Source organism: Streptomyces sp. CB01373 (assembly GCF_002803075.1).
Taxonomy (GTDB): Bacteria; Actinomycetota; Actinomycetes; order Streptomycetales; family Streptomycetaceae; genus Streptomyces.
Genome location: NZ_NNBK01000004.1, coordinates 116981 through 141861, shown reverse-complemented (window position 1 = coordinate 141861; position 24881 = coordinate 116981). Strand labels below are relative to the sequence as shown.

The following is a 24881-nucleotide window of genomic DNA, read 5'->3' as shown; positions in this document are numbered from 1 at the left end:
CGCACAACATGACCGTCCCCGGGTCACTGTCAGTGGCGGGCCGTAGGGTCTGGGGCATGGAGACGAGCACGGAGGGCGAGCCCGGCACCCCGCACAACGCCGTCGGACCGGCCCCCTCACGCAACAACGCGCCAGGGGCCGCGCAGGAGCGCCCGGCCGCACCGGCCCCGGCGGTCCCCGCGCAGGCGCCCGCCGCCGATCTCGTGACCGCGGACAGCGGTGGAACAGAGGCGCGCACGACAGCCGCCGGCCGCCCCGTCGCCGGCGGCGCGGCGACGGGCTCGGTGCCGGACGGGGACGAGCCGGGCGCGGCGGGTGGACACGGGACGGACGCGACGTCGAGCGGGCGGGCTGTCGTGCCGCCCAGGTCCTTGTCTCCCTCTCGGGCCGGGGACTTCATGCAGTGTCCGCTGCTGTACCGGTTCCGGGTGATCGACCGGTTGCCGGAGAAGCCGAGTGAGGCGGCGACGAGGGGCACGCTGGTGCACGCCGTGCTGGAGCGGCTCTTCGACGCGCCCGCCGTGGAGCGGACCGCGCCGCGGGCCAAGGCGCTGGTCCCGGGCCAGTGGCAGCGGCTGCGCGAGGCGCGGCCCGAGCTGGTGGAGCTGTTCGCCGACGACGCCGACGGCGAGCGGCTGGCCCGCTGGCTGGCGGAGGCGGAGCGGCTGGTGGAGCGCTGGTTCACGCTGGAGGACCCGACCCGTCTCGAACCGGCCGAGCGGGAGCTGTTCGTCGAGGCGGAGCTGGACTCGGGGCTGACGCTGCGCGGCATCATCGACCGGGTGGACGTGGCGCCCACGGGCGAGGTGCGGATTGTCGACTACAAGACGGGCAAGGCGCCGCGCCCCGAGTACGCCGAGGGCGCGCTGTTCCAGATGAAGTTCTACGCCCTGGTGGTGTGGCGGCTGAAGAAGGTCATCCCGCGGCGGCTGCAACTGGTGTACCTGGGCAGCGGCGACGTACTGACCTACGACCCGGTCCCCGCCGACCTGGAGCGGGTGGAGCGCAAGCTGCTGGCTCTGTGGGAGGCGATCCGGCTGGCCACCGAGACCGGCGACTGGCGGCCGCGCCCCACCAAGCTGTGCGGCTGGTGCGACCACCGGGCCCACTGCCCGGAGTTCGGCGGCACTCCCCCGCCCTATCCGCTGCCGGTGAGGGCGGAGGAATCCGGCAGCACGGCGCAGGGCAGAATGGGGCCGGACTAGCGAAGGAGACTCACGTGGCCATCCGCGTCCTATTGGTCGACGACCAGCCGCTGCTGCGCACCGGGTTCCGGATGATCCTGGAGGCCGAGCAGGACATCGCGGTCGTGGGCGAGGCCGGAGACGGCCTGCAGGCCCTGGACCAGGTGCGGGCCCTTCAGCCCGATGTGGTGCTGATGGACATCCGCATGCCGCGGATGGACGGCGTGGAGGCGACCCGGCAGATCACAGGACCGGAGCGGAACGGTCCGGCGAAGGTGCTGGTGCTGACCACCTTCGACCTCGACGAGTACGTGGTGGAGGCGCTGCGCGCCGGCGCGAGCGGCTTCCTGCTCAAGGACGCGCCGGCCAACGAGCTGGTGCAGGCGATCCGGGTGGTCGCGGCCGGCGAGGCGATGCTCGCGCCGAGCATCACACGCCGGCTGCTGGACAAGTACGCCACGCACCTGCCCTCCGGCGAGGAGCAGGTGCCGGACACGCTGCACACCCTCACCGACCGTGAGGTGGAGGTGCTGAAGCTGGTGGCGCGCGGCCTGTCCAACGCCGAGATCGCCGCCGATCTGTTCGTCAGCGAGACGACGGTCAAGACGCATGTCGGGCACGTACTGACGAAGCTGGGGCTGCGCGACCGCGTGCAGGCCGCGGTGTACGCGTACGAGAGCGGACTGGTACGCCCCGGCGCGCAGTAGCGGGCGGCCCCGCGGACCGACTCGACGACGAAGGGCGCCCCTTCCCGGAAGACCGGGAAGGGGCGCCCTTCGTCGTGGACGTGCTCGCGGATCAGCCGCTCACACCGCGGCCGAGCTCCCACAGCTGGAGCGTCGCCGAGGAGTTGAGGGCGTACGCGGTGCCCGTGATGTTGTCGCGGGAGGCGACGTACTGCTTGCCCTGCCACAGCGGGATCAGCGGGACGTCGCTGGCGACGAGGTCCTGAATGGTCGTCAGGCTGGTGGACGCGGAGAGCCGGTCGGCCTGGCGACGGGACTGCGGGATCAGGGTGTTGCGGATGTCGCTGTTGGCGTACGGGATGTTGAGGGTGTTGCCCTTGTCGAGGAACGGCGCCAGGTAGTTGTCGGCGTCGGGGAAGTCCGGGAACCAGCCCATGCCGAAGACGTCGTAGTCACCCTTCTTCTCCGCCGGGCGGAAGCGGTCCCAGGGGGTGCCCTGGATGTCGACGTCGAACAGGCCGCTGTCGTTGAGCTGCTTGCGAAGGACCTCGAATTCCTTCTTGGTGGCCGAACCGTAGTGGTCCGTCGTGTAGTGCAGCGTCAGCTTCACCGGGGTGGTGATTCCGGCCTTCTCCAGCAGCGAACCGGCCTTGGTCACGTTCGGGTCGCCGTACCGGTTGAAGAAGGAGTTGGAGTGGCCGGTGATGGTGGCCGGGACCATCGAGTACAGCGGCTCGGCCTGGGTGCCGTAGACCTCGGAGACGAGTTCGCTGCGGTTGATGACCTGGGCCATGGCCTCACGCACGGCCTTGGTCTTCACCGTCGCGGCGTCGGTGTTGAAGGCCAGGTAGCGGATCTCAAGGCCGGCCGTCTCGACGATGCCGACCTTGCTGTCCTTGTTGGCGGCCGACAGCGTGCGGATCTGCTCGGGCGACATGGAGCGGGTCATGACGTCGATGTCGCCCTTCTCCAGAGCGGCGCCCATCGCGTCGGCGTCCGGGAAGGAGCGGATCTGCACCTTGTCGTTGTTGAGCTTCAACGTCCCCTGGTAATTGGGGTTCTTGGTGAAGACCGCGTCGACCATCTCGCCGCTCTTGACGTTGGCCTTCATGGTGTACGGACCGGAGCCGTCCACGGCGAAGCCGTCGCGCAGCTTGGTCTTGTCGTAGTCCTTGGGGTTGATGATGCCCGCGACGGGCGTCGACAACTTGTACGGGAAGATGGCGTCGGCCGTGTTGAGGTGGAAGATGACCTCACGGTCGCCCTGGGTCTCCACGGTGTCCACGGTGGACAGCAGTCCGGACACACCGCTGTCGGCGTTGATGGAGATGGCGCGGTCGATGGAGAACTTCACGTCGGCCGCGGTGATGGGCTCGCCGCTCGAGAACTTCAGGCCCTCGCGCAGCGTGCAGGCGTAGCGCTCGTTGCCGCTGTCCGTGAAGCCGCACTTCTCGGCCGCCTCGGGAACGGGGTCGCCGTCACCCTTGGGCTGGACCATCAGCGTCTGCACGGTCTGGCGCAGGATGTTCCAGGTGCCGACGTCGTAGGCGTACGCCGGATCGATGGGCGCCGGGGCCTCCTCGTCAGCGGTGAACCGGTCCGTGGTGCCGACGACGATCGCGTCGCCGCTCTTGCCGCCGCTGTCGGAACCGCCGCACGCGGCGAGTACCGGCGCGAGCAGACCGACCACGGCCGGCAGCACCAAAGTCTTGCGGTTCATGCTCGAGTTTCTCCAGAGCTGTCATGTCTGTGTATCCGGCATGCAGGATGTCGCGACGGATCACAGGGGCAGGGTCGATGTTCTCGCGATGAGATTAGTCCTCCTTCGCAGGACCGTTCGCGTTCACCGGAGTTGAGTTCCCATCACGCTGCGGAACCGGGTGCGGACGGACCGGAAACCCGTCACCGGAAGGATTCGTGCAGCGTCCCACCAAACGGGACACAAGGACACGCGCGCGGCGCCCGAAAGGAGGCGGACAGCACGCTACGGGCCCCTTGTCGACCCCTTGGCGAGTGGGGAACGTCACACCCACATGTAGGGAGACGAGTACCGGAATTCGGCCATACGGCGAGCTGCGAATTCGTTCGGACATCCGCGAAGGTGTTTTTCCCGCGCGACGCGGCACGCTGGGTGAACGGTTAGCGCATTTCTGTCATCAGGCCGCGCAGAAATGACAGGTCCACGTCCTCGAGGCTGGGGACGACGGTCCGCCGGAAGGCCGGGGGGATGGGGGCGACCGAGGGGACGGCGACGACCCGGCAGCCTGCGGCTTCCGCGGCGGCGACGCCGGTGGCGGTGTCCTCGATGACGGCGCACCGGGCCGGGTCCGCGCCGAGTCCGGCGGCGGCCAGCAGGTAGGGGTCGGGGTGCGGCTTGGTGCGCAGGACCTCGTCGCCCGCCACGGAGAGGGCGAAGTGGTGGGGGCCGAGCGTGGTCAGGACGCGGTCGATGATGCGGCGGTGCGAGGCGGAGACCAGGGCGGTCGGGATCCGCTGCTCGGACAGTTCGGCCAGCAGCCGTGCGGCGCCCGGCATCAGGGGCAGCGCGCCGTCGATACGGGCCTCGAAGCCCTGGTTGAGCAGGGTGGTGATCTCGGCGAGGGTGACGGAGGCGCCGGTGGCCTCGATGAGGAAGCCCGCGCTGCGGGTCATGGGGCCGCCGACGACGACATGTCTCCAGGACTCGTCGAGCGTGTGTCCGAGGGCGGCGAATACCTCCACCTCGACGTCCCACCAGAAGCCCTCGGTGTCCACCAGGGTTCCGTCCATGTCCAGGAGCACGGCCTGCAGGGCCGAGCCTTCGGCCATACGGGTTCCGAGCGCCGGTACCGTGCTGGTCATCCGCGCATACCTCCTCTAGGGGACGATCAGGCCGGTTCCCACACGGGGAACCGGCCTGCGATGGACCGATAAGTGTACGACGCCCACAACGGAAACGCGCGCACGAACCGCCCGCGGCTCAGGTCCGCGGGGCCGCCCGGGGACCAGGACGGACCCGGGTCAGCGGGCGTTGAAGTACTTGGCTTCCGGGTGGTGGATGACGATGGCGTCGGTGGACTGCTCGGGGTGGAGCTGGAACTCCTCGGAGAGGTGGACGCCGATGCGTTCGGGACGCAGGAGATCGGCGATCTTGGCGCGGTCCTCCAGATCGGGGCAGGCTCCGTAGCCGAGGGAGAAGCGGGCGCCCCGGTACTTCAGGGCGAACATGTCCTCCATGTCGGCCGGGTCCTCACCGCCGAAGCCCAGCTCGGCACGCACGCGGGCGTGCCAGTACTCGGCGAGCGCCTCGGCCAGCTGCACGGACAGCCCGTGCAGCTCCAGGTAGTCGCGGTAGGAGTCGGCGGCGAACAGCCGCGCGGTCTCCTCGCCGATCCGGGAGCCGACGGTGACCACCTGGAAGCCGACCACGTCCTGCTCCCCCGACTCCTCCGGGCGGAAGAAGTCCGCCAGGCACAGCCGGCGGCCGCGCCGCTGGCGGGGGAAGGTGAAGCGGGTGCGCTCGTTGCCCCGCTCGTCCAGGATGATCAGATCGTCGTCCTTGGACACGCAGGGGAAATAGCCGTAGACCACCGCGGCCTCCAGCAGGCTGTCCGTCTGGAGCCGCTCCAGCAGGCCGCGCAGCCGGGGCCGGCCCTCGGTCTCGACGAGTTCCTCGTAGGTGGGCCCGGCGCCGGTGCGGGCCTGCTTCAGCCCCCACTGGCCCTTGAACAGGGCGCCCTCGTCCAGCCAGGACGCGTACTCCTTGAGCTGGATGCCCTTGATCACCCGGGTACCGCGGAACGGCGGCTCGGGGACCGGGTTGTCGGTGGCCACGTCGGAGCGGACGTGCCCCTCCTCCGGGCGCTGCTCCTCCACGGCCTGGGCGGTGGCGGTCCGTACCCGCCGCTGCCTGAGTTCGGGCAGCTTCGCGCCGGGCACGCCCCGCTTGACCCCGATCAGGGCGTCCATCAGGCGCAGGCCCTCGAACGCGTCACGGGCGTAGCGGACCTCCCCGTCGTACAGCTCGTACAGGTCCTGCTCGACGTAGGCGCGGGTCAGGGCGGCGCCGCCGAGGATGACCGGGTAGCCGGTCGCCAGGCCGCGGGCGTTCAGCTCCTCCAGGTTCTCCTTCATGATCACCGTGGACTTCACCAGCAGCCCGGACATGCCGATCACGTCGGCCCTGTGCTCCTCGGCGGCCTCCAGGATCGCCGAGACGGGCTGCTTGATGCCCAGGTTGACCACGTTGTAGCCGTTGTTGGACAGGATGATGTCGACGAGGTTCTTGCCGATGTCGTGCACATCGCCGCGTACGGTCGCCAGCACGATCGTGCCCTTGCCCGCCTCGTCGGTCTTCTCCATGTGCGGCTCCAGGTGGGCGACCGCGGTCTTCATCACCTCGGCCGACTGGAGCACGAACGGCAGCTGCATCTGGCCGGAGCCGAACAGCTCACCGACCACCTTCATGCCGTCCAGCAGGGTGTCGTTGACGATGTCCAGGGCCCTGCGCGTGCTCAGGGCCTCGTCGAGGTCCCGCTCCAGGCCGTTCTTCTCACCGTCGATGATCCGCCGCTTGAGCCGCTCCTCCAGCGGCAGCGCGGCCAGTTCCTCGGCCTTGCCCGCCTTCAGCGACTTCGCCGTGGCGCCCTCGAAGAGCTGCATGAGCTTCTGCAGCGGGTCGTAGCCCTCGCGGCGTCGGTCGTGGATCAGGTCGAGCGCGGTGGTGACCTGCTCCTCGTCGAAGCGGGCGATCGGCAGGATCTTGCTCGCGTGCACGATCGCCGAGTCCAGGCCCGCCTTGACGCACTCGTCCAGGAACACGCTGTTCAGCAGGATCCGCGCGGCCGGGTTCAGGCCGAAGGAGATGTTCGAGAGGCCCAGCGTGGTCTGCACGTCCGGGTGCCGCCGCTTCAGCTCCCTGATGCCCTCGATGGTGGCCACACCGTCGCCCCGGGACTCCTCCTGACCGGTGCAGATGGTGAAGGTCAGGCAGTCGACGAGAATGTCCTCCTCGCGGATGCCCCAGTTGCCGGTCAGGTCCTCGATCAGCCGCTCGGCGATCTCCACCTTCTTCTCGGCGGTGCGGGCCTGGCCCTCCTCGTCGATGGTCAGCGCGATCAGCGCCGCCCCGTGCTCCCGCGCCAGGGCCGTCACCCGCGCGAACCGCGAGTCGGGCCCGTCGCCGTCCTCGTAGTTCACCGAGTTGATCACCGCGCGGCCGCCGAGCTGCTCCAGCCCGGCCCGGATCACGTCGACCTCGGTGGAGTCCAGCACGATCGGCAGCGTCGAGGCCGTGGCGAACCGGCCCGCCAGCTCGCGCATGTCCGCGACCCCGTCCCGGCCGACGTAGTCCACGCACAGGTCCAGCATGTGCGCGCCCTCGCGGATCTGGTCGCGGGCCAGCTCCACGCAGTCGTCCCAGCGGCCCTCGAGCATGGCCTCGCGGAACTTCTTCGAACCGTTGGCGTTCGTCCGCTCGCCGATCGCCAGGTAGGAGGTGTCCTGCCGGAAGGGCACCGTCTGGTACAGGGAGGCCGCTCCCGGCTCCGGACGCGGGCTGCGCTCGACCGGGGACAGGTCACGCACCCGCTCGACCACCTGGCGCAGGTGCTCCGGTGTGGTGCCGCAGCAGCCGCCGACCAGGGACAGTCCGTAGTCGCGCACGAAGTGCCCCTGCGCGTCGGCCAGTTCCGGCGCCGTCAGCGGGTAGTGCGCGCCGTCCTTGGTGAGCACGGGGAGGCCGGCGTTCGGCATGCACGACAGCGGGATGCGCGCGTGCCGGGACAGGTAGCGCAGGTGCTCACTCATCTCGGCGGGGCCGGTCGCGCAGTTCAGGCCGATCATGTCGACGCCCAGCGGTTCCAGCGCCGTCAGCGCGGCGCCGATCTCCGAGCCCAGCAGCATGGTGCCGGTCGTCTCCACCGTGACCGACACGATCAGCGGGACCTCGTACCCGGCGGTCTCCATCGCGCGGCGGGCCGCGATGACGGAGGCCTTGGTCTGGAGCAGGTCCTGGGTGGTCTCCACGAGCAGCGCGTCCGCGCCCCCGGCGAGCAGGCCCTCGGCGTTCTGCCGGTAGGCGTCGCGGATGGCGGCGAAGGTGGTGTGGCCCAGTGTCGGCAGCTTCGTGCCCGGGCCCATGGAGCCCAGCACCCAGCGCGGGCGGCCGTCCACGGCGGTGCACGCGTCCGCCGCCTCGCGGGCGATACGGGCACCCGCCTCGGACAGCTCGGCGACCCGCTCGGGGATGTCGTACTCGCCCAGGGCGGTCAGGTTGGCCCCGAACGTGTTGGTCTCCACGCAGTCCACGCCGACCTCGAAGTAGGCGGAGTGGACCGAACGGACGATGTCGGGACGGGTGACGTTCAGGACCTCGTTGCAGCCCTCCAGCTGCTGGAAGTCCTCCATCGAGGGCTCCTGGGCCTGGAGCATGGTGCCCATCGCTCCGTCGGCGACCACCACACGGGTGGCGAGTGCCTCACGCAGGGCGGACGCGCGGGTCCGGCTGTCGGCGGAAGGGGTCGGCGGCAACGCGGCCATGAAGGGGCTCCCTCGGTGTGCGACGGCTGTCGGCTTTGCGCCTTGCCGTGAAGCGAGCAGGGCTCACTCCGGGCGAGGCGCACGCCGCCAGGGTAGCCGGGACCGGCCCCTGGCGGACGCGGCGTCCACCAAGCGGACGAGGATGGCGGCCGGAAGACCCCCGGGGGCCCGGTCGCGCACCAGGTGCCGGCCGGGCATTGGCGGGGGATCGGCACGGACCGGTAGTGTTCGGCATTGCCGAACGGGCGCTACGGCCACAGTCGCGGCGTCGGCGGTCGAAGGGGACGGAGGCAGGACGGCGATGGCACGGAACATCCAGTCGCTCGAGCGGGCGGCCGCGATGCTGCGGTTGCTGGCGGGCGGTGAGCGGCGGCTGGGCCTGTCGGACATCGCCTCCTCACTGGGCCTCGCCAAGGGCACCGCCCACGGCATCCTGCGCACCCTCCAGCACGAGGGCTTCGTCGAACAGGACGAGGCCTCCGGGCGCTACCAGCTCGGCGCGGAGCTGCTGCGCCTGGGCACCACCTATCTCGACGTGCACGAACTGCGGGCGCGTGCCCTGGTGTGGACGGACGATCTGGCCCGGTCCAGTGGGGAGAGCGTCTACCTGGGAGTGCTCCACCAGCACGGCGTGCTGATCGTGCACCACGTCTTCCGCCCGGACGACAGCCGGCAGGTGCTGGAGATCGGCGCGATGCAGCCGCTGCACTGCACGGCTCTGGGCAAGGTGCTGGCGGCGTACGACCCGGTGGCGCACAGCGAGGCGGTCGAGGCCGACCGCAAGGCGTTCACGGACCGGACCGTGTGCGGGATCGACGGCTTCGAGCACATCCTCGACGTCACGCGCGCGCGTGGTTACGCCGCCGACGTGGAGGAGACCTGGGAGGGCGTCGCCTCCATCGCCGCCCCCATCCACGACCGGCGGCGCATGCCGGTCGGCGCGGTCGGCATCACCGGTGCCGTGGAGCGCGTCTGCCGTGACGGCGAACTGCGCCACGACCTGGTGGCAGCGGTACGCGACTGCGCCCGCGCGGTCTCCCGGGACCTGGGCGCGGGCCGCTTCTGAGCCGTCCGGACCGCGGGCTTCTGCGCGTGGGCCGCTCCCGACCCGGCCGAGCTGCAGGCCTCTACGCGGGGGCCGTTTCTGACCCGGCCGGGCCCCAGGCCTCTCCGCGCGGGCCGCTCCTGACCGACCGGGCCCCAGGCCTCTCCGCGCAGGCCGCTCCTGACCCGGCCGAGGCCGTCGGCGTTCGCGCGCGGGCCGTTTGTGACCGGGCCGCACCGCGGGCCTCTGCGCGCCAGCCGCTTCCGAACCGGCCGAAGCCGCCGGCGTCCGCGCGCGGACCTCTGCCTGCCGTACGACGAGGCCGGTGCGCCGCCGGGCACACCGGCCTTTGCCGTGCCCGCACGGCGGGGACCGAAGCCCTCGCGGCGGGCCGCCGCGCCCGCACGGCGGGAGCCACCGCCCCAGCAGCTCCCGCCGGGCGCGGTCCGCCGACGGTCGGAACGCACCGGCCCGGCGGATGTGACGGACGGTAGTGATCGTGGTTCGGATGGTGAGAGGCCTTGACGGTTGGGAAACGTGGGGCGAGACTCCCGTCCAACGGTCGGCATTGTCGAACAGCTTGCGGCAATACGCGCTAGGGTGTGACAACGCCATGGGCCGGCATCGCCCTCACCCACGAGGGCGCGAGCCCCCGGCAGGAGGGACCCGGGGTTTCGGCCACCTCTGGACGAAGGACAAAGGAGTCGCGGGTGTCCAGCTCCGACATCTTCATCGGCGAGACCATCGGTACCGCCGTACTCATCCTGCTCGGCGGCGGCGTCTGCGCCGCGGTGACGCTGAAGGGTTCCAAGGCCCGCAACACCGGCTGGCTCGCCATCGCCTTCGGGTGGGGGTTCGCCGTGATGACGGCCGTGTACATCTCGGGCCCGCTCTCCGGCGCCCACCTCAACCCGGCCGTGACCGTCGCCCTGGCCATCAAGAACAGCGACTGGACTGACGTTCCGACCTACCTCGGCGGCCAGATGCTCGGCGCCATGATCGGCGCGGCCCTGGTCTGGGTCGCCTACTACGGTCAGTTCCACGCCCACCTCACCGACCGGGAGATCGTCGGCGGCCCCGGCGCCCAGACCACCGCCGCCAAGGCGGTCGAGGCCCAGGAGAAGGGCGCGGGCCCCGTCCTCGGCATCTTCTCCACCGGCCCCGAGATCCGGCACGCCGTGCAGAACCTCGCCACGGAGATCGTCGGCACCGTCGTGCTGATCCTCGCCGTCCTCACCCAGGGCCTGAACGACCAGGGCAACGGCCTCGGTGTCCTCGGCGGTCTGATCACCGCCCTCGTCGTCGTCTCCATCGGCCTCTCCCTCGGCGGTCCCACGGGCTACGCCATCAACCCGGCCCGCGACCTCGGCCCGCGCATCGTCCACGCCCTGCTGCCCCTGCCCAACAAGGGCGGCTCCGACTGGGGCTACGCCTGGATCCCGGTGGTCGGCCCGCTCATCGGCGGCGCCGTCGGCGCGGGCATCTACAACGCCGCCTTCGCCTGACGGGCACCGCGCCGCACCGGAACGCCGTCCTCCCGCCCCATCGACCACGGACCACAGGAGCAGACAAGTGACCGACGCCCACACCGCCGGCCTCGCATCCCACGGCGAAGGGCCCTTCATCGCCGCCATCGACCAGGGCACCACCTCGAGCCGCTGCATCGTCTTCGACCGGGACGGCCGGATCGTCTCCGTCGACCAGAAGGAACACGAACAGATCTTCCCCAGGCCGGGCTGGGTCGAACACGACGCCACCGAGATCTGGACCAACGTTCAGGAGGTCGTCGCCGGAGCCATCGCGAAGGCCGGCATCACCCGCGACGACATCAAGGCCATCGGCATCACCAACCAGCGCGAGACCACCGTGCTCTGGGACCGGAACACCGGCGAGCCCGTCCACAACGCCATCGTCTGGCAGGACACCCGCACCGACGCCCTGTGCAAGGAGCTGGGCCGCAACGTCGGCCAGGACCGCTTCCGGCGCGAGACCGGCCTCCCCCTCGCCTCCTACTTCGCCGGCCCCAAGGCCCGCTGGCTGCTCGACAACGTCGAGGGCCTGCGCGAGCGCGCCGAGGCGGGCGATCTGCTCTTCGGCACCATGGACACCTGGGTCATCTGGAACCTCACCGGCGGCACGGACGGCGGCAGGCACGTCACCGACGTCACCAACGCGTCCCGGACCCTCCTGATGAACCTGCACACCATGGAGTGGGACCAGAAGATCGCCGAGTCGATCGGCGTACCCACGCGGATCCTGCCCGAGATCCGCTCCTCGGCCGAGGTCTACGGCGAGATCAAGGGCGGCAGGCTGGGCGACCTGCTCGGCGGCATCCCGGTCGCCTCCGCGCTCGGCGACCAGCAGGCGGCCCTGTTCGGCCAGACCTGCTTCGCCGAGGGCGAGACCAAGTCGACGTACGGCACCGGCACCTTCATGGTGATGAACACCGGCGACAAGATCATCAACTCCTACAGCGGACTGCTGACCACCGTCGGCTACCGGATCGGCGACGACAAGCCGGTCTACGCCCTGGAGGGCTCGATCGCCGTCACCGGCTCCCTGGTGCAGTGGATGCGCGACCAGATGGGCCTGATCTCCACCGCCGCCGAGATCGAGACGCTCGCGCTCTCGGTCGAGGACAACGGCGGCGCCTACTTCGTCCCGGCCTTCTCCGGCCTGTTCGCCCCGTACTGGCGCTCCGACGCGCGCGGTGTCATCGCCGGCCTGACCCGGTACGTGACCAAGGCGCACCTCGCGCGCGCCGTCCTGGAGGCGACCGCCTGGCAGACGCGGGAGATCGCGGACGCCATGACCAAGGACTCCGGAGTCGAGCTGACGGCGCTGAAGGTCGACGGCGGCATGACCTCCAACAACCTGCTGATGCAGACACTCTCGGACTTCCTCGACGCACCCGTGGTGCGCCCGATGGTCGCCGAGACCACCTGCCTCGGCGCCGCCTACGCCGCCGGTCTGGCCGTCGGCTTCTGGAGCAGCACCGAGGATCTGCGCGCCAACTGGCGCCGGGCCGCCGAGTGGACGCCCCGCATGGACGCGGACATCCGCGACCGCGAGTACAAGAACTGGCTCAAGGCCGTCGAGCGGACCATGGGCTGGCTCGACGACGAGAGCTGACGAGAGCCGACGAGGAGCAAGAACAAGCGATGACCGGTCAGTCCACCCTGCAGTCCGTGCCCGCCCTGGGGACGGTGCCCTCCTTCGGCCCGAACCCGAGCCGTGCCGAGACCCGGGAACAGCTCTCGAAGGCCGCCTACGACCTCCTTGTGATCGGCGGCGGCATCCTGGGCATCTCCACCGCCTGGCACGCCGCGCAGTCCGGTCTCAGGGTGGCCCTGGTCGACGCCGGCGACTTCGCCGGCGCCACCTCCTCCGCCTCCTCCAAGCTGCTCCACGGAGGCCTGCGCTACCTGCAGACCGGCGCGGTGCGGCTGGTGGCGGAGAACCACTTCGAGCGCCGTGCGGTCTCCCGCCGGGTGGCCCCCCACCTGGCGAACCCGCTCACCTTCTACCTGCCCGTGTACAAGGGCGGGCCGCACGGCGCGGCGAAGCTCGGGGCGGGCGTGTTCGCCTACTCCGCGCTGTCCGCCTTCGGCGACGGCGTCGGCCACCTGCTCAGTCCGGCGAAGGCCGCGCAGGACGTGCCGGAGCTGCGCACCGAGAACCTCAGGGCCGTGGCCGTCTACGGCGACGACCAGATGAACGACGCGCGCATGGCCCTGATGACGGTCCGCGCGGCCGTCGAGTCGGGCACGGTCGTCCTCAACCACGCCGAGGTGACCGGCCTGCGCCTCACCCGGGGCCGGGTCACCGGCGCCGAGCTGAGGGACCGGCTGTCCGGCGAGGAGTTCGGGGTGAACGCCCGTCTGGTGCTGAACGCGACCGGACCGTGGGTCGACCATCTGCGCCGCATGGAGGACCGAAACGCGGCGCCGTCCATCCGCCTGTCCAAGGGCGCGCACCTGGTGCTGAGGCGCACCTCCCCGTGGAAGGCCGCGCTGGCCACTCCGATCGACAAGTACCGCATCACGTTCGCCCTCCCCTGGGAGGACATGCTGCTGCTCGGCACGACCGACGAGGAGTACGAGGGCGACCCGGCCGACGTCGCGGTCGACGACAAGGACGTCGCCCAGATACTCGACGAGGCCGCGTTCTCCGTCCGCGACCAGCAGCTCGACCGCGACCTGATCACGTACGCCTTCGCCGGGCTGCGGGTGCTGCCGGGCGGCCCCGGGGGCACCGCCAGGGCCAGGCGCGAGACGGTGGTGACCGAGGGCCGGGGCGGCATGCTGTCCGTGGCGGGCGGCAAGTGGACCACCTTCCGGCACATCGGCCGCACCGTGATGAGGAAGCTGGAGTCGCTGCCGGGCGCCCCGCTGGGCGAGGGCCCCGAACCGGTCTCCTCGCTGCCGAGGAAGCTGCCGCTGCCGGGCATCGCCAACCCGCGCGCGGTCGCCCACCGGCTCCTGGTGGACCGTCCGGCGCCCGGCCCGCGCATGGCCGCCGACACCGCCAGGCACCTGGCCACGCACTACGGTTCGCTGGCCTTCGACATCGCCCGGCTGGCCAACGAGAACCCGGAACTGGGCGAGCGCGTCCACCCGGACGCCCCGGAGATCTGGGCGCAGGTCGTCTGGGCCCGCGACCACGAGTGGGCCCGGACGGCGGACGACGTGCTGCGCCGGCGTACGACACTGACGATCCGCGGCCTGGCCACGGACGAGGTGCGGGCGAAGGTGCGGGACCTCCTCGACGGGAGGTGACCCGGCCTGGCCACCATGGGGTGTTCGAAGGACTCGGACGGGGCAGTGATCCGTTCACTCCCCCGTGCAAGGGGGCTGCGGACGCCCCCGCCGAACGCCGTAAGGTTGGTGGGTCAGGCGAGGGCACGTCGGAAGGAGGCGCTGGGTGATCGAGCTCGAGGGGGTTCCCGAGCTGATCGACCCGGTCATGGTGGCCGCGTTCGAGGGCTGGAACGATGCCGGCGACGCCGCCTCCACCGCGGTCGCGCATCTGGAGAGGGAGTGGAAGGGCGAGGTCTTCGCGGCACTGGACGCCGAGGACTACTACGACTTCCAGGTCAACCGTCCCACCGTGTTCATGGACGGCGGCGTGCGCAAGATCACCTGGCCGACGACCAGGTTGTCGGTGGTGCGCGTCGGCGGGGACAAGCCACGCGACCTGGTGCTGGTCCGCGGCATCGAACCGTCCATGCGCTGGCGCTCGTTCTGCAACGAGCTGCTCGGCTTCGCGCACGAACTGGGCGTGGAGCTGGTCGTCATCCTGGGCGCGCTGCTCGGCGACACCCCGCACACGCGTCCGGTCCCGATCAGCGGGACCACGTCGGATGCGGATCTGGCCCGCCGCATGGACCTGGAGGAGACCAAGTACGAGGGGCCGACGGGCATCGTCGGAATCCTCCAGGAGGCCTGCACGCACGCGGGTGTCCCGGCCGTGTCGCTGTGGGCGGCGGTCCCGCACTACGTGTCCCAGCCGCCGAACCCGAAGGCGACGCTTGCCCTCCTGAACCGTCTGGAGGACCTGCTCGACCTGCGCATTCCGCTGGGTGAGCTGCCGGAGGACGCGCGTGCCTGGCAGGTGGGCGTGGACCAGCTCGCCGCCGAGGACAGCGAGGTCGCGGAGTACGTCCAGACGCTGGAGGAGGCCCGCGACACCGCCGAGCTGCCCGAGGCGTCGGGCGAGGCGATCGCCCGTGAGTTCGAGCGGTATCTGCGCCGCCGGGACGGCGGCGGCCCATCGCCGGGCGGCCACGCCACGGCGGACGGCGGCGACGGCGGCTCGTATCTGCGGGACGGCTCCGGTGGCCGGTCCCGGCCGCCGCGACCGCCGAAGGCGGAGTCGGACGAGGGCGACGCCGGGAACGACTCGTCGGAGGAGTGAACGGATCAGGGGCGGTGCGCTTGGTGCGCACCGCCCCTGATGCCGTGTCGGGCCGTCCGGGTCAGACAGCCACGCCCAGCAGGGCGTCCACGGCGCGCGAGACGAGGCCGGGGGCGCCGGTGTCCTCTCCGCCACGCTCGTGCTGGAGGGCCGCCCAGCGGTCGACCGCGGCGAGAGCCGCCGGGGCGTTCAGATCGTCGGCGAGGGCGTCGCGGATCTCCTCGACCAGCGCGTCCGCGGACGGGCCGTCGGGCCGGGAGACGGCCGAGCGCCAGCGGTCCAGACGCTCGACGGCGTCCCGGAGCACCTGGTCGGTCCACTCCCAGTCGGAGCGGTAGTGGTGGGCGAGGAGCGCGAGGCGGATCGCGGCGGGGTCGACGCCGTCGCGCCTGAGCTTCGACACGAAGACCAGGTTGCCCCTGGACTTCGACATCTTCTCGCCGTCGAGGGCGACCATGCCGGCGTGGACGTACGCCTTGGCCATGGGGAACTCGCCGGTGAGCACCTGGGCGTGCGAGGCGCCCATCTCATGGTGCGGGAAGGCGAGGTCGGAGCCGCCGCCCTGCACATCGAAGCTCATGCCGAGGTGGTCAAGGGCGATGGCGACGCACTCGATGTGCCAGCCGGGCCGGCCGTGGCCGAGGGAGCCGCCGTCCCAGCTCGGCTCGCCGTCGCGGGCGGCCATCCACAGCATCGGGTCGAGCGGGTTCTTCTTGCCGGGGCGGTCCGGGTCGCCGCCGCGCTCGGCGGACAGCAGCCGCATGGCCGCCGCGTCCAGGCGGGAGACCTCGCCGAAGTGGGGGTCGGACTCGACGGAGAAGTAGACGTCGCCCTCGAGTTCGTAGGCCGCACCCAGGTCGCGCAGTCTCTCGACCAGCGGGACGATGCCGGGTATGGCCTCCACGGCGCCGATGTAGTGCCGGGGCGGCAGCATCCGCAGGGCCGTCATGTCCTCGCGGAACAGCGCGGTCTCCTGCTCGGCCAGCTCCACCCAGTCGACGTCGTCGCGCTGCGCCCGCTCCAGCAGGGGATCGTCGACGTCGGTCACGTTCTGGACGTAGTGCACCTGCCGCTTGGTGTCGAGCCACACGCGCTGCACGAGGTCGAACGCGTTGTAGGTCGCCGCGTGCCCCATGTGGGTGGCGTCGTACGGCGTGATGCCGCAGACATAGATACGGGCGACGGGGCCGGGGTCGAGAGTGACCAGACCACCGGTCGCGGTGTCGTGGATCCTGAGGTCGCGGCCCTCACCAGGCAGGGCGGGGACTTCGGAAGCGGGCCAGGCATGCATGTCATGAGCGTAACCGGACCGCGGTCCCGTCTTCGAACCGGACCACCCCGAAAGGTGGTCGGCCCATCCGCTCTCGGCCAGTCCCCCTCTGCTTTCAGACAGGCGGCCACGGGATCGCCGGCCAGTCCCCGGCCGGCTCCGGGTGGGCGCCTGAGGTGAGCAGTGCGGTCACCCGTGCCCGGGTCGCGTCGAGTTCGGCCGGGGTGATCAGGGCAGCCAGCCGGGCCGCGAGCGCGGCGCCGTCGCGCAGGGCGTCCCGCAGCATCTCGAGGACGGCCAGGACCTCCGGCGGCAGGGGGTCGCCCGCCCAGCCCCACAGCAGGGTGCGCAGCTTGTTCTCGATGTTGAAGGTGACGCCGTGGTCGATGCCGTAGAGGTGCCCGTCGGTGGTCGGCAGCAGATGGCCGCCCTTGCGGTCGGCGTTGTTGATCACCGCGTCAAGGACGGCAAGACGGCGCAGCCGCTCGTCGTCGGCGTGCACCAGCAGGGCCGTACGCCCCTCGCCGACCTCGGCGAAGCCGATCGCCTTCCACCCCGGGCCGGGTTCCTCGGCGTCCAGCAGCGCGAGCAGCTCGGCCTCGGGGGTCGCCTCGATCCACAGCTGGACCATGCCCTCGCCGTACGGGCCGTCGCGCAGCACGGTGGGCGGCACCAGGGACCAGCCGGTCGCCTCGGAGACCTCGTACGCCGCCACCTCGCGCGCGGCGAGGGTGCCGTCGGGGAAGTCCCACAGCGGCCGCTCACCGGCGACCGGCTTGTACACGCAGGACGCCTCACGGCCGTCCAGGGCGACCGTGCAGAACAGTGCCGCGTTGGAGGCCTCGCGGATGCGGCCGCGCACGGTCAGCTCACCGTGGGCGAGCAGTTCGGCGGCCTCGGCGCCGGGCGTCACGCGCCGCGGCGGTATCCGTTCTGGCGCGGACATACGTGTCCTTCCGGGTCGAGCGGGAGACTGCACAGCGGGCACGGCGGCCGCCCGGCGTTGACGACGTCGAGGGCACGCTTGGCGAAGGCCCTCGCCTGCGCGCCGGTGAGCCGGACCCGCAGCATCGGGGGGCCGTTCTCCTCGTCCTGGAGCAGCCGCTCCTCGGCCTCGGCGAGGTCCTCCTCGGACTCCGCGTCGAGCTCGACGAGGGCCTGCGCCTCGACAATCATGCGCTGTTCCTCGCCGTCCCAGGCGAGCGCCATGGTGCCCACCCGGAACTCCTCCTCGACGGGAGTGTCCAGCGGGTCGCTGTCGGCGATCTCGGTGGGCGCCACGGCGGGCACGGAGGCGCTGCCGCCGCTGCGGCGCAGCACCTCGTCCAGCAGTTCGTCCATGCGCTCGGCGAGCGCGGCGACCTGGGTCTTCTCCAGGGCCACGCTGGTCACCCGGGGGCCCGCGGCGGCCTGGAGGAAGAACGTACGGCGCCCGGGCAGCCCGACCGTGCCGGCCACGAAGCGGTCCGGGGGGTCGTAGAGGAACACCTGACGGGACACGTCCTGTCTCCATGGGAATCGTGAGTACGTCTGAATGGGGAAGTCGAGGGCGACCGCTTCACCCTACTGCGGCCGACGATCACGGTGCGCCCGCGCCGCCCCCGACCGGTGCGTCGCCGCCTTCCTGCTCCTCGCGCGGCGCCAGGGACGCGAAGTCCCCGGTGTCGCCGAGCCGCACCAGGAAGGGCCGCAACCGGGTGTAGCGGATCGCGGTGACGGAACAGGGTTCGACGGAGATCCTCTGGAAGAGGTCCAGATGAAGTCCGAGCGCCTCCGCGACGAGGGACTTGATGATGTCACCGTGGGAGCACATGAGGTAGACGGCGTCGGCGCCGTGGTCGCGCTCCACGCGCGCGTTCCACTCGCGCACCGCCTCGGCGGCGCGGGTCTGCATCGCGCGCATGGACTCGCCGCCGGGGAACGCGGCGGCCGAGGGGTGCGCCTGCACCACCTCCATCAGCGGCTCGTCCTTGAGTTCGGCGAGCTTGCGGCCGGACCAGTCGCCGTAGTCGCACTCGCCGATCCGCTCGTCCGTGTGCTCGGTCAGTTCCGGCCGGGAGTCCAGCAGCGGTCCCACGGTCTCCCGGCAGCGCTGGAGCGGGCTGGTGACGACTTCGGCGATCGGCAGTCCGTCGAGCCGCCCCGGCAGCGCCGCGGCCTGTGCGGTGCCGCGTTCGTCCAGGGCGACCCCGGGGGTCCAGCCGGCGAGCAGCCCGGCGGTGTTGGCGGTGGAGCGTCCGTGCCTGACGAGGATCAGCGTGGGCATGCGGCCAGGGTAGGCGTACGGACGCTTCGGGTGGTGACCGGACGAAGGGAGAACACACTCTGTGATCGTCGACTGCGCCGTCTATCGCGACGGCCACCGCACATCGGGGTCCGGCGGCCTCTTTGGTGCCCTGGCCGCGGCACGGGCCGCCGGGGGTTTCGTGTGGGTGGGGCTGCACGAGCCGAGCGAGGAGGAGTTCGGCCTGGTCAGCGAGGAGTTCTCGCTGCATCCCCTGGCGGTCGAGGACGCGCTGAAGGCACATCAGCGGCCCAAGCTGGAGGTCTACGAGGACTCGCTGTTCGTGGTGCTCAAGCCCGTGGAGTACGAGCCGCGTGGCGACGCCGTCTCCACCGGCGAGATCATGATCTTCCTGGGCGACTCGTTCGTGGTGACGGTCCGCCATGGCGAGGGCGACGGGCCGGCCGCCGTGCGGCACCGTCTCGAACAGGAGCCGGAGATGCTCGGCCACGGCCCGACCGCCGTGCTGTACGCGATCGCCGACACCACCGTCGACCACTACCTGGACGTGGCCGCCGAGCTCCAGGCGGGCCTGGAGGAGCTGGAGGCGGAGGTCTTCTCGCCGGACGGGGGCTCGCGGAACTCCGCCTCACGGATCTACGCCTTCAAGCGCCGGGTCACGGAGTTCCGGCGGGCGACGGGCCCGTTGGCGCTGCCGATGTCCCGCCTGGGCGGCACCGGCACGGGTCTGTTCAACCCTGCGGTGCCGTTCGTGGACGACCGGGCGCGGCCCTTCTTCCGGGACGTCAGTGACCATCTGAGCCGGGTCAACGACTCGGTGGAGAGCCTGGACCGGCTGGTCTCGGACGTCCTGTCGGCGCACCTCGCGCAGACCGGCGTCCAGCAGAACGACGACATGCGGAAGATCTCCGCGTGGGCGGCCATGGCCGCGGTGCCCACGATGATCGCCGGCATCTACGGCATGAACTTCACGCACATGCCCGAGCTGCGCCGGCTCTGGTCCTACCCGGCCGTGATCCTGCTGATGGCCCTTCTGGAGATGCTGCTGTACCGGCTGTTCAAGCGACGGGGCTGGCTGTAGGGCCCACCGGCCGCTCGGAGACGCACACGGCGTGGACGCCGGACACGCGGAGCATCTGGCCGGGCGGAACAAGGCCGGGCGCGGGCGTAACCGGGCGGCGGCCGGCGCGTTGTTCTCCGTGACGGCCGTGGCGGGGAAGACCCCCGAGCCCCCACCACGGCCGCGAAAAGCTCCCGGACGTGCCGCCCGCTCTTGTCGCGGCGGGCGGTCACGCCAGCCCGGAGCGCTCCAGGGCCTCGGTGCCGGCCCGGAGCGAGGCGAGCCGCTCCTCCAGCGTGAACCCCGCGGGGGCGAGGGTCAGCGTGGTCACCCCGGCCGCCGCGTAGGCCTTCATGCGGTCCGCGATCCTGTCGACGGAGCCGAGCAGCGTGGTCTGGTCGATGAGCTGCTGCGGTACGGCGGCCGCGGCGCCCTGCTTGTCGCCGGACAGGTACTTGTCCTGGATCTCGGCGGCCTCCTTCTCGTAGCCCATGCGGCGGGCGAGCTGGTTGTAGAAGTTCTGCTTGCGGCTGCCCATCCCGCCCACATACAGCGCGGTGTAGGGGCGGAAGGTGTCGGCGAGGCGGGACACGTCCTTGTCGTCGCCGACGGCCAGCGGCAGGGTCGGGCAGACGTCGAAGCCGTCCAGGGTCAGGCCGGCCTTCTCCCGGCCCGCGCGCAGGTGCTTGACGGCGGTCTCCTCCAGATGGTCGGCGGAGGGGAAGATGAGCAGCGCGCCGTCGGCGATCTCGCCGGTCTGCTCCAGGTTCTTTGGGCCGATGGCGGCGATGTAGAGCGGGATGTGCTCACGCTGCGGGTGCACGGTCAGCTTGATCGGCTTGCCGGGGCCGCCCGGCAGCGGCAGCGTCCAGTGCTCGCCGTCGTACGTCAGCCGCTCCCGCGTCATCGCCCTGCGGACGATCTCGACGTACTCGCGGGTGCGGGCCAGCGGCTTGTCGAACTTCACGCCGTACCAGCCCTCGGACACCTGCGGTCCCGACACGCCGAGGCCGAGCCGGAAGCGGCCGCCGGACAGCGAGTCCAGCGTGGCGGCCGTCATCGCCGTCATCGCGGGCTGCCGGGCGGGGATCTGGAAGATGGCCGAGCCCACGTCGATGCGCTCGGTCTGTGCGGCGACCCAGGTGAGCACGGTGGCCGCGTCCGAGCCGTAGGCCTCGGCGGCCCAGCACACGGCGTATCCGAGCCGGTCCGCCTCCTGCGCCACGGCCAGGTTGTCCGCGTCCATGCCGGCACCCCAGTAGCCGAGGTTGATCCCGAGCTGCATGCCGTTCCCCTTACCCATCAGTAACGTCCGTTGTGCGGGGAACACTAGCGCGGCGCCGCGGCCCACGGCAGTGCACGACCTGCGGTACGGCGGGTTCGCGGCGCCTGCCAGGAGGGCGGAAACCGGGTTGTCCACAGGTCACCCACGTGTCGGCCGTGGCCAGTAATCTCGCGACCATGGAGCAGAGGCATCTCGGCCGTACGGGCCTTCGCGTGTCCCGCATCGGCCTCGGCACCCTCACCTGGGGCCGGGACACCGACGAGCACGACGCCGCGGACATGCTGAAGGTGTTCTGGGAGGCGGGCGGCACCCTCGTCGACACGGCGGACGTCTACGGCGACGGACAGGCCGAGTATCTGCTCGGGCGGCTCATGGAAGGTCTCGTTCCCCGCCGTGACCTGGTCCTCTCGACCAAGGCCGGCAGCGTGCCGGACCCGGACCGGCGCTTCGACGGCTCCCGCGGCCATCTGCTGGCGGCGCTGGACGCCTCCCTCGCCCGCCTCGGCACGGACTACGTCGACGTTTGGCACGTCCACGCCTTCGACCCGCACACGCCGCTGGAGGAGACCCTGCACGCGGTCGACCTCGCCGTCGGCAGCGGCCGGGTGCGCTACGCGGGCGTCTCCAACTTCTGCGGCTGGCAACTGGCCAAGGCGGCGACCTGGCAGCTCGCGGCGCCCGGCGCCCGGACGCGGCTGGCGAGCACGCAGATGGAGTACTCGCTGCTGCAACGCGGCGTGGAGCGCGAGGTGCTGCCCGCCGCGCTGGACCTGGGCGTCGGTCTGCTGCCGTCCTCACCGCTGGGCCGAGGCGTGCTGACCGGCAAGTACCGCAACGCGACACCGCCGGACTCGCGGGGCGCCTCGGAGCACCTGGCGCCGTTCGTCGAGCCGTACCTGGACGACACCGCGGGCCGCATCGTGGACGCGGTGTCCACGGCGGCGGACGGGCTGGCGGTGACCCCGCTCGAGGTGGCCCTCGCCTGGATCAGGGACCGGCCCGGCGTGGCCGCGCCGATCGTCGGCACCCGCAACGCGCAGCAGCTCACGGCCGTGCTGTCAGTGGAGGCGCTTAGTCTTCCTGACGAGATCTGCCGGGCCCTCGACGACGTGTCGGAGCCCGTGCACCGTTATCCCGATCACGACTGGAGCACGCTGTGAGCACGGAGCCGGAGACCACGGAACAGACCGGGCCTGGCACCCCGGACCCCGGGGCGGACAACGGCCAGCGCCACGACGGCCCGGTCGTGGAGGGCGGTACGCCGGGGGGCGGTGCGGAGGCCGACGCGGGCGGCGGCACGCCGGAAGCCGGGGGGACGGACGCCGCTCCGGACTCGGACAGCGGCCCGGAGGGCAACGCGGGCGACGGCGGCTTGGCGGACGACGGGCAGTCGGATGCCGAGACGGACGAGCGGTCCGGCGCGGAGGAGGCCGAGCGGGCAGGCGCGGAGGACGGACGGCCCGGCACGGAGGCGAACGGGCGGGCAGGCGCGGAGGACGGGCGGGCCGACACGTCGGCGGACGGCACGGACGGCTCACACGCGCGGGTCGAGCGGCAACGGATCGAGCAGCGGAAGGCCGAGCGGAAGGGTCCGATCGAGAGCGGCGGCAGGCTCAGCGGCACCGCGGCCGACCTGCTGGCCGCCGTGCGCGCCGTGGAGAGCGGCGAGAAGCCCGCGGCCACCGTCTTCGCCGAGCCCGAGCCCGCACCGCGCCGCCCGGCCCCCGAACCGGCACGGCGGCCGATGACCGAAGCCCCCGAGCCCACCGGCGAACCCGCCGCTCCGGAGCCTCGGACCGTCGAGGCGGTGGGCCGGGTGCTGGCCCGGGGCGGCGCCCCGGAGACGCTCGCGCCGCAGGTCGCCGCGGCTCTCGGCGAGGGCGCGGAGGAGCGGCTGCACGAGGACCCCTGGCAGTTGCTGCACGTCACCGGCGTGCGACCGGAGCAGGCCGACGGATTCGCGCGCGCCCTGCTCGGCGCGGAGTGCGGCCCGGACGACGAGCGCCGCGGCCGGGCCTTCACCGTGTGGCTGCTGGAGCAGGCCGCCCTCGCCGGGCACACGGCCCTGGAGGCCCCGGCGCTGACCGCCGCCCTGGCCCAGCGGGCGGTGCCCGATCCCGAGGCGGCCCTGAACGCCACGCTGGCGGAGGGCGAGGCCCTGGCGTTCCAGGACGCCCTGGAGGACGCCCCGGCCGCCGAGGAGGCGGACGAGGACGGCGAGCGCCCGGTGCGCGTGCTCGTCGGCCTGGAGCGGTACGCGCTCGCCGAGGAGAGCCTGGCCGACGGACTCGCCCACCTGATCAACTCCACGCCGAAGGAAGGCGGTTCGGCCCCGGACTGGGAGCGGGCCGCCGCCTCCGCCCAGGGCTCGGCCGCCGAGTTGCTCCGCGCCGCTGCCGGGCACTGCCTGGTGCTGCACACCGGCGGGGAGGCGTCCCGCGTGGAGCCCGCGCGGCTGCTGGGCGAGGCACGGCGCCTCGGACTGCGCACCTGGGCCGCCGCCCACAGCCCACTCGGCCGGGACGGCTTCGGGCAGCTCCTCCGGCGGCTCCCGCAAGCACAGGAGTCGCAGGCACCCGCTGAGGCGTCCGCGCCCCCCGTCGCCACGGTGGCCGGACTGCTGTCCGGCGCCGAGGGCCCCGGCCGGGACGAGGACGGCTCCCTCGCCCTCGACCTCCTCGTCGTGCTCGACGCGCCCCAGCTGGACGTCGAGACGGCGGCCCTGCTGGTCGAATCGCTGCCGGACGGGGCGCGGCTGGTGCTGGCCGGGGATCCGACTGTGCTGTGGTCCGTGGGACCGGGACGGGTGTTCGCGGATCTGCTGGCGGCGCGGGTGTGCCCGCAGATCGCCTCGCGCGTGCCGGACCCGGGCCCGCTGGGCGAGCTGGTCTCCGGCATCGGCGTGGGCGAGCTGAACCAGGTGGCGGCGCCCGGCAAGGAGGTCGTGATCGTCCCGGTGCGGGACGCGGGCGAGGCCGTGCACCGGACCGTGCAGCTCGTCGCGGACTCGGTGCCGCGGGCGATCGGCATCCCGGCCGAGCAGACCGTGGTGATCACCCCCGGTCACGGCGGCGCGGCCGGCACGCGCGCGCTGAACGCGGCGCTGAAGGAGCGGCTCAACCCGGGGCCCGGCCGCTTCGGCGGTTTCGACCCCGGCGACCGGGTCGCCTACTCCCCCGCCCCGGGCCGTACGCTGCCCGGTCATGTGGTGAAGGCCGACGCCGAGGGGCTGCACCTGTCCTGTTCGGGTGCCCTCGTGGTGGTCCCGAAGGAGCGGGTGGAGACTCGTCTGCGGCACGGGTGGGCGCTGACCGCGCATCAGGCGGTGGGCGGCCGGTGGCCGGCGGTGGTCGTGGTGCTGCCCGGCGACGCGGCACAGGCGCTCAGCCGCCCGTGGGTCTGCACGGCGTTCAGCAGGGCCGCCCGGCATCTGTCCGTGGTGCACGGCGTGGAGCAGGCGCTCCCGCGGGCCGTTGCCGAGGTCCCGGCCAAGCCCCGTACGACCCGTCTGCCCGCCCTGCTCCAGCCTCCGGCGCAGGACCCCGGGGCCCAGGAGGGGACGGCCGGCTGACCGCCCGGAACACACGACTCGGCCGCCGCGGAACCACCCGGCGCGCGGCCCGGCCCACCGGCGCGCGGCCGGGCGGAACGGCCGGCCGCCGGTCCGCCGA

General features: G+C 72.1%; 18 protein-coding genes. 10 read left to right on the top strand and 8 right to left on the bottom strand.

Annotated elements, in window-relative coordinates:
* Positions 1 to 56: 56 nt before the first annotated feature.
* Both CG719_RS07625 and CG719_RS07620 read left to right on the top strand, forming a co-directional pair.
* On the top strand, positions 57 to 1205 hold the full coding sequence (locus tag CG719_RS07625) for a RecB family exonuclease (RefSeq protein ID WP_234375481.1): 1149 nt from the start codon (positions 57 to 59) through the stop codon (positions 1203 to 1205).
* Positions 1206 to 1219: 14 nt separating this feature from the next.
* Positions 1220 to 1891: a response regulator gene (locus CG719_RS07620; RefSeq protein ID WP_100567746.1), complete on the top strand. Its 672-nt coding sequence runs from the start codon at positions 1220 to 1222 to the stop codon at positions 1889 to 1891.
* Positions 1892 to 1982: 91 nt separating this feature from the next.
* Here the strand turns inward: CG719_RS07620 and CG719_RS07615 are convergent, their stop codons facing one another.
* From CG719_RS07615 to metH, 3 genes are all read right to left on the bottom strand, one after another.
* A complete protein-coding gene (locus CG719_RS07615) occupies positions 1983 to 3590 on the bottom strand; it encodes an ABC transporter substrate-binding protein (protein WP_100567745.1) in 1608 nt (535 codons plus the stop codon).
* Positions 3591 to 4009: 419 nt separating this feature from the next.
* Complete coding sequence (locus CG719_RS07610) at positions 4010 to 4711, bottom strand: HAD family hydrolase (protein WP_100567744.1); 702 nt, start codon at positions 4709 to 4711, stop codon at positions 4010 to 4012.
* A 159-nt stretch (positions 4712 to 4870) separates the two neighbouring features.
* A complete protein-coding gene (gene metH / locus CG719_RS07605) occupies positions 4871 to 8389 on the bottom strand; it encodes a methionine synthase (protein ID WP_100567743.1) in 3519 nt (1172 codons plus the stop codon).
* A 301-nt stretch (positions 8390 to 8690) separates the two neighbouring features.
* Between metH and CG719_RS07600 the strand changes: the two genes are divergently transcribed.
* The 5 genes from CG719_RS07600 (at position 8691) to CG719_RS07580 (ending at position 15350) form a co-directional block, all read left to right on the top strand.
* A complete protein-coding gene (locus CG719_RS07600; protein ID WP_100567742.1) occupies positions 8691 to 9455 on the top strand; it encodes an IclR family transcriptional regulator in 765 nt (254 codons plus the stop codon).
* A 689-nt stretch (positions 9456 to 10144) separates the two neighbouring features.
* Entirely contained in the window at positions 10145 to 10939 is a 795-nt protein-coding gene (locus tag CG719_RS07595; RefSeq protein ID WP_100567741.1) for an MIP/aquaporin family protein, read from the top strand.
* Positions 10940 to 11006: 67 nt separating this feature from the next.
* Positions 11007 to 12566 carry a glycerol kinase GlpK gene (gene glpK, locus CG719_RS07590; protein WP_100567740.1) on the top strand — a complete coding sequence of 520 codons (1560 nt, stop codon included), beginning with the start codon at positions 11007 to 11009 and terminating at the stop codon, positions 12564 to 12566.
* A 29-nt stretch (positions 12567 to 12595) separates the two neighbouring features.
* The gene (locus CG719_RS07585) at positions 12596 to 14212 is read left to right on the top strand and encodes a glycerol-3-phosphate dehydrogenase/oxidase (protein WP_100567739.1); all 1617 of its coding nucleotides are present in this window, start codon (positions 12596 to 12598) and stop codon (positions 14210 to 14212) included.
* A gap of 145 nt (positions 14213 to 14357) precedes the next feature.
* Complete coding sequence (locus CG719_RS07580) at positions 14358 to 15350, top strand: PAC2 family protein (RefSeq protein ID WP_100567738.1); 993 nt, start codon at positions 14358 to 14360, stop codon at positions 15348 to 15350.
* A 61-nt stretch (positions 15351 to 15411) separates the two neighbouring features.
* Here CG719_RS07580 and mshC read toward each other — a convergent pair whose 3' ends face one another.
* The 4 genes from mshC to CG719_RS07560 all read right to left on the bottom strand — a co-directional run bounded on the left by mshC (position 15412) and on the right by CG719_RS07560 (position 18886).
* A complete protein-coding gene (mshC, locus tag CG719_RS07575) occupies positions 15412 to 16641 on the bottom strand; it encodes a cysteine--1-D-myo-inosityl 2-amino-2-deoxy-alpha-D-glucopyranoside ligase (RefSeq protein ID WP_100567737.1) in 1230 nt (409 codons plus the stop codon).
* Positions 16642 to 16735: 94 nt separating this feature from the next.
* Positions 16736 to 17566 carry an SCO1664 family protein gene (locus CG719_RS07570; protein ID WP_199836555.1) on the bottom strand — a complete coding sequence of 277 codons (831 nt, stop codon included), beginning with the start codon at positions 17564 to 17566 and terminating at the stop codon, positions 16736 to 16738.
* The gene (locus CG719_RS07565) at positions 17530 to 18120 is read right to left on the bottom strand and encodes a DUF3090 domain-containing protein (protein WP_100567735.1); all 591 of its coding nucleotides are present in this window, start codon (positions 18118 to 18120) and stop codon (positions 17530 to 17532) included. The genes CG719_RS07570 and CG719_RS07565 overlap by 37 nt, the downstream gene beginning before the upstream one ends.
* A 79-nt stretch (positions 18121 to 18199) precedes the next feature.
* Positions 18200 to 18886 carry a histidine phosphatase family protein gene (locus CG719_RS07560; protein ID WP_100567734.1) on the bottom strand — a complete coding sequence of 229 codons (687 nt, stop codon included), beginning with the start codon at positions 18884 to 18886 and terminating at the stop codon, positions 18200 to 18202.
* 61 nt (positions 18887 to 18947) lie between these two features.
* On the opposite strand from CG719_RS07560, the gene CG719_RS07555 reads away from it, so the two are divergent.
* Positions 18948 to 19946 (top strand): magnesium and cobalt transport protein CorA, encoded by a 999-nt coding sequence (locus CG719_RS07555; protein WP_100567733.1) that lies wholly within the window; start codon positions 18948 to 18950, stop codon positions 19944 to 19946.
* A gap of 208 nt (positions 19947 to 20154) precedes the next feature.
* Here CG719_RS07555 and CG719_RS07550 read toward each other — a convergent pair whose 3' ends face one another.
* A complete protein-coding gene (locus CG719_RS07550; protein WP_100567967.1) occupies positions 20155 to 21210 on the bottom strand; it encodes an LLM class F420-dependent oxidoreductase in 1056 nt (351 codons plus the stop codon).
* Positions 21211 to 21386: 176 nt separating this feature from the next.
* Here CG719_RS07550 and CG719_RS07545 point away from each other — a divergent pair, with 176 nt between their 5' ends.
* Positions 21387 to 22370, top strand: coding sequence for an aldo/keto reductase (locus CG719_RS07545; protein WP_100567966.1), 984 nt, complete (start codon positions 21387 to 21389; stop codon positions 22368 to 22370).
* Entirely contained in the window at positions 22367 to 24781 is a 2415-nt protein-coding gene (locus CG719_RS07540; protein ID WP_100567732.1) for a helix-hairpin-helix domain-containing protein, read from the top strand. The genes CG719_RS07545 and CG719_RS07540 overlap by 4 nt, the downstream gene beginning before the upstream one ends.
* Positions 24782 to 24881 lie beyond the last annotated feature (100 nt).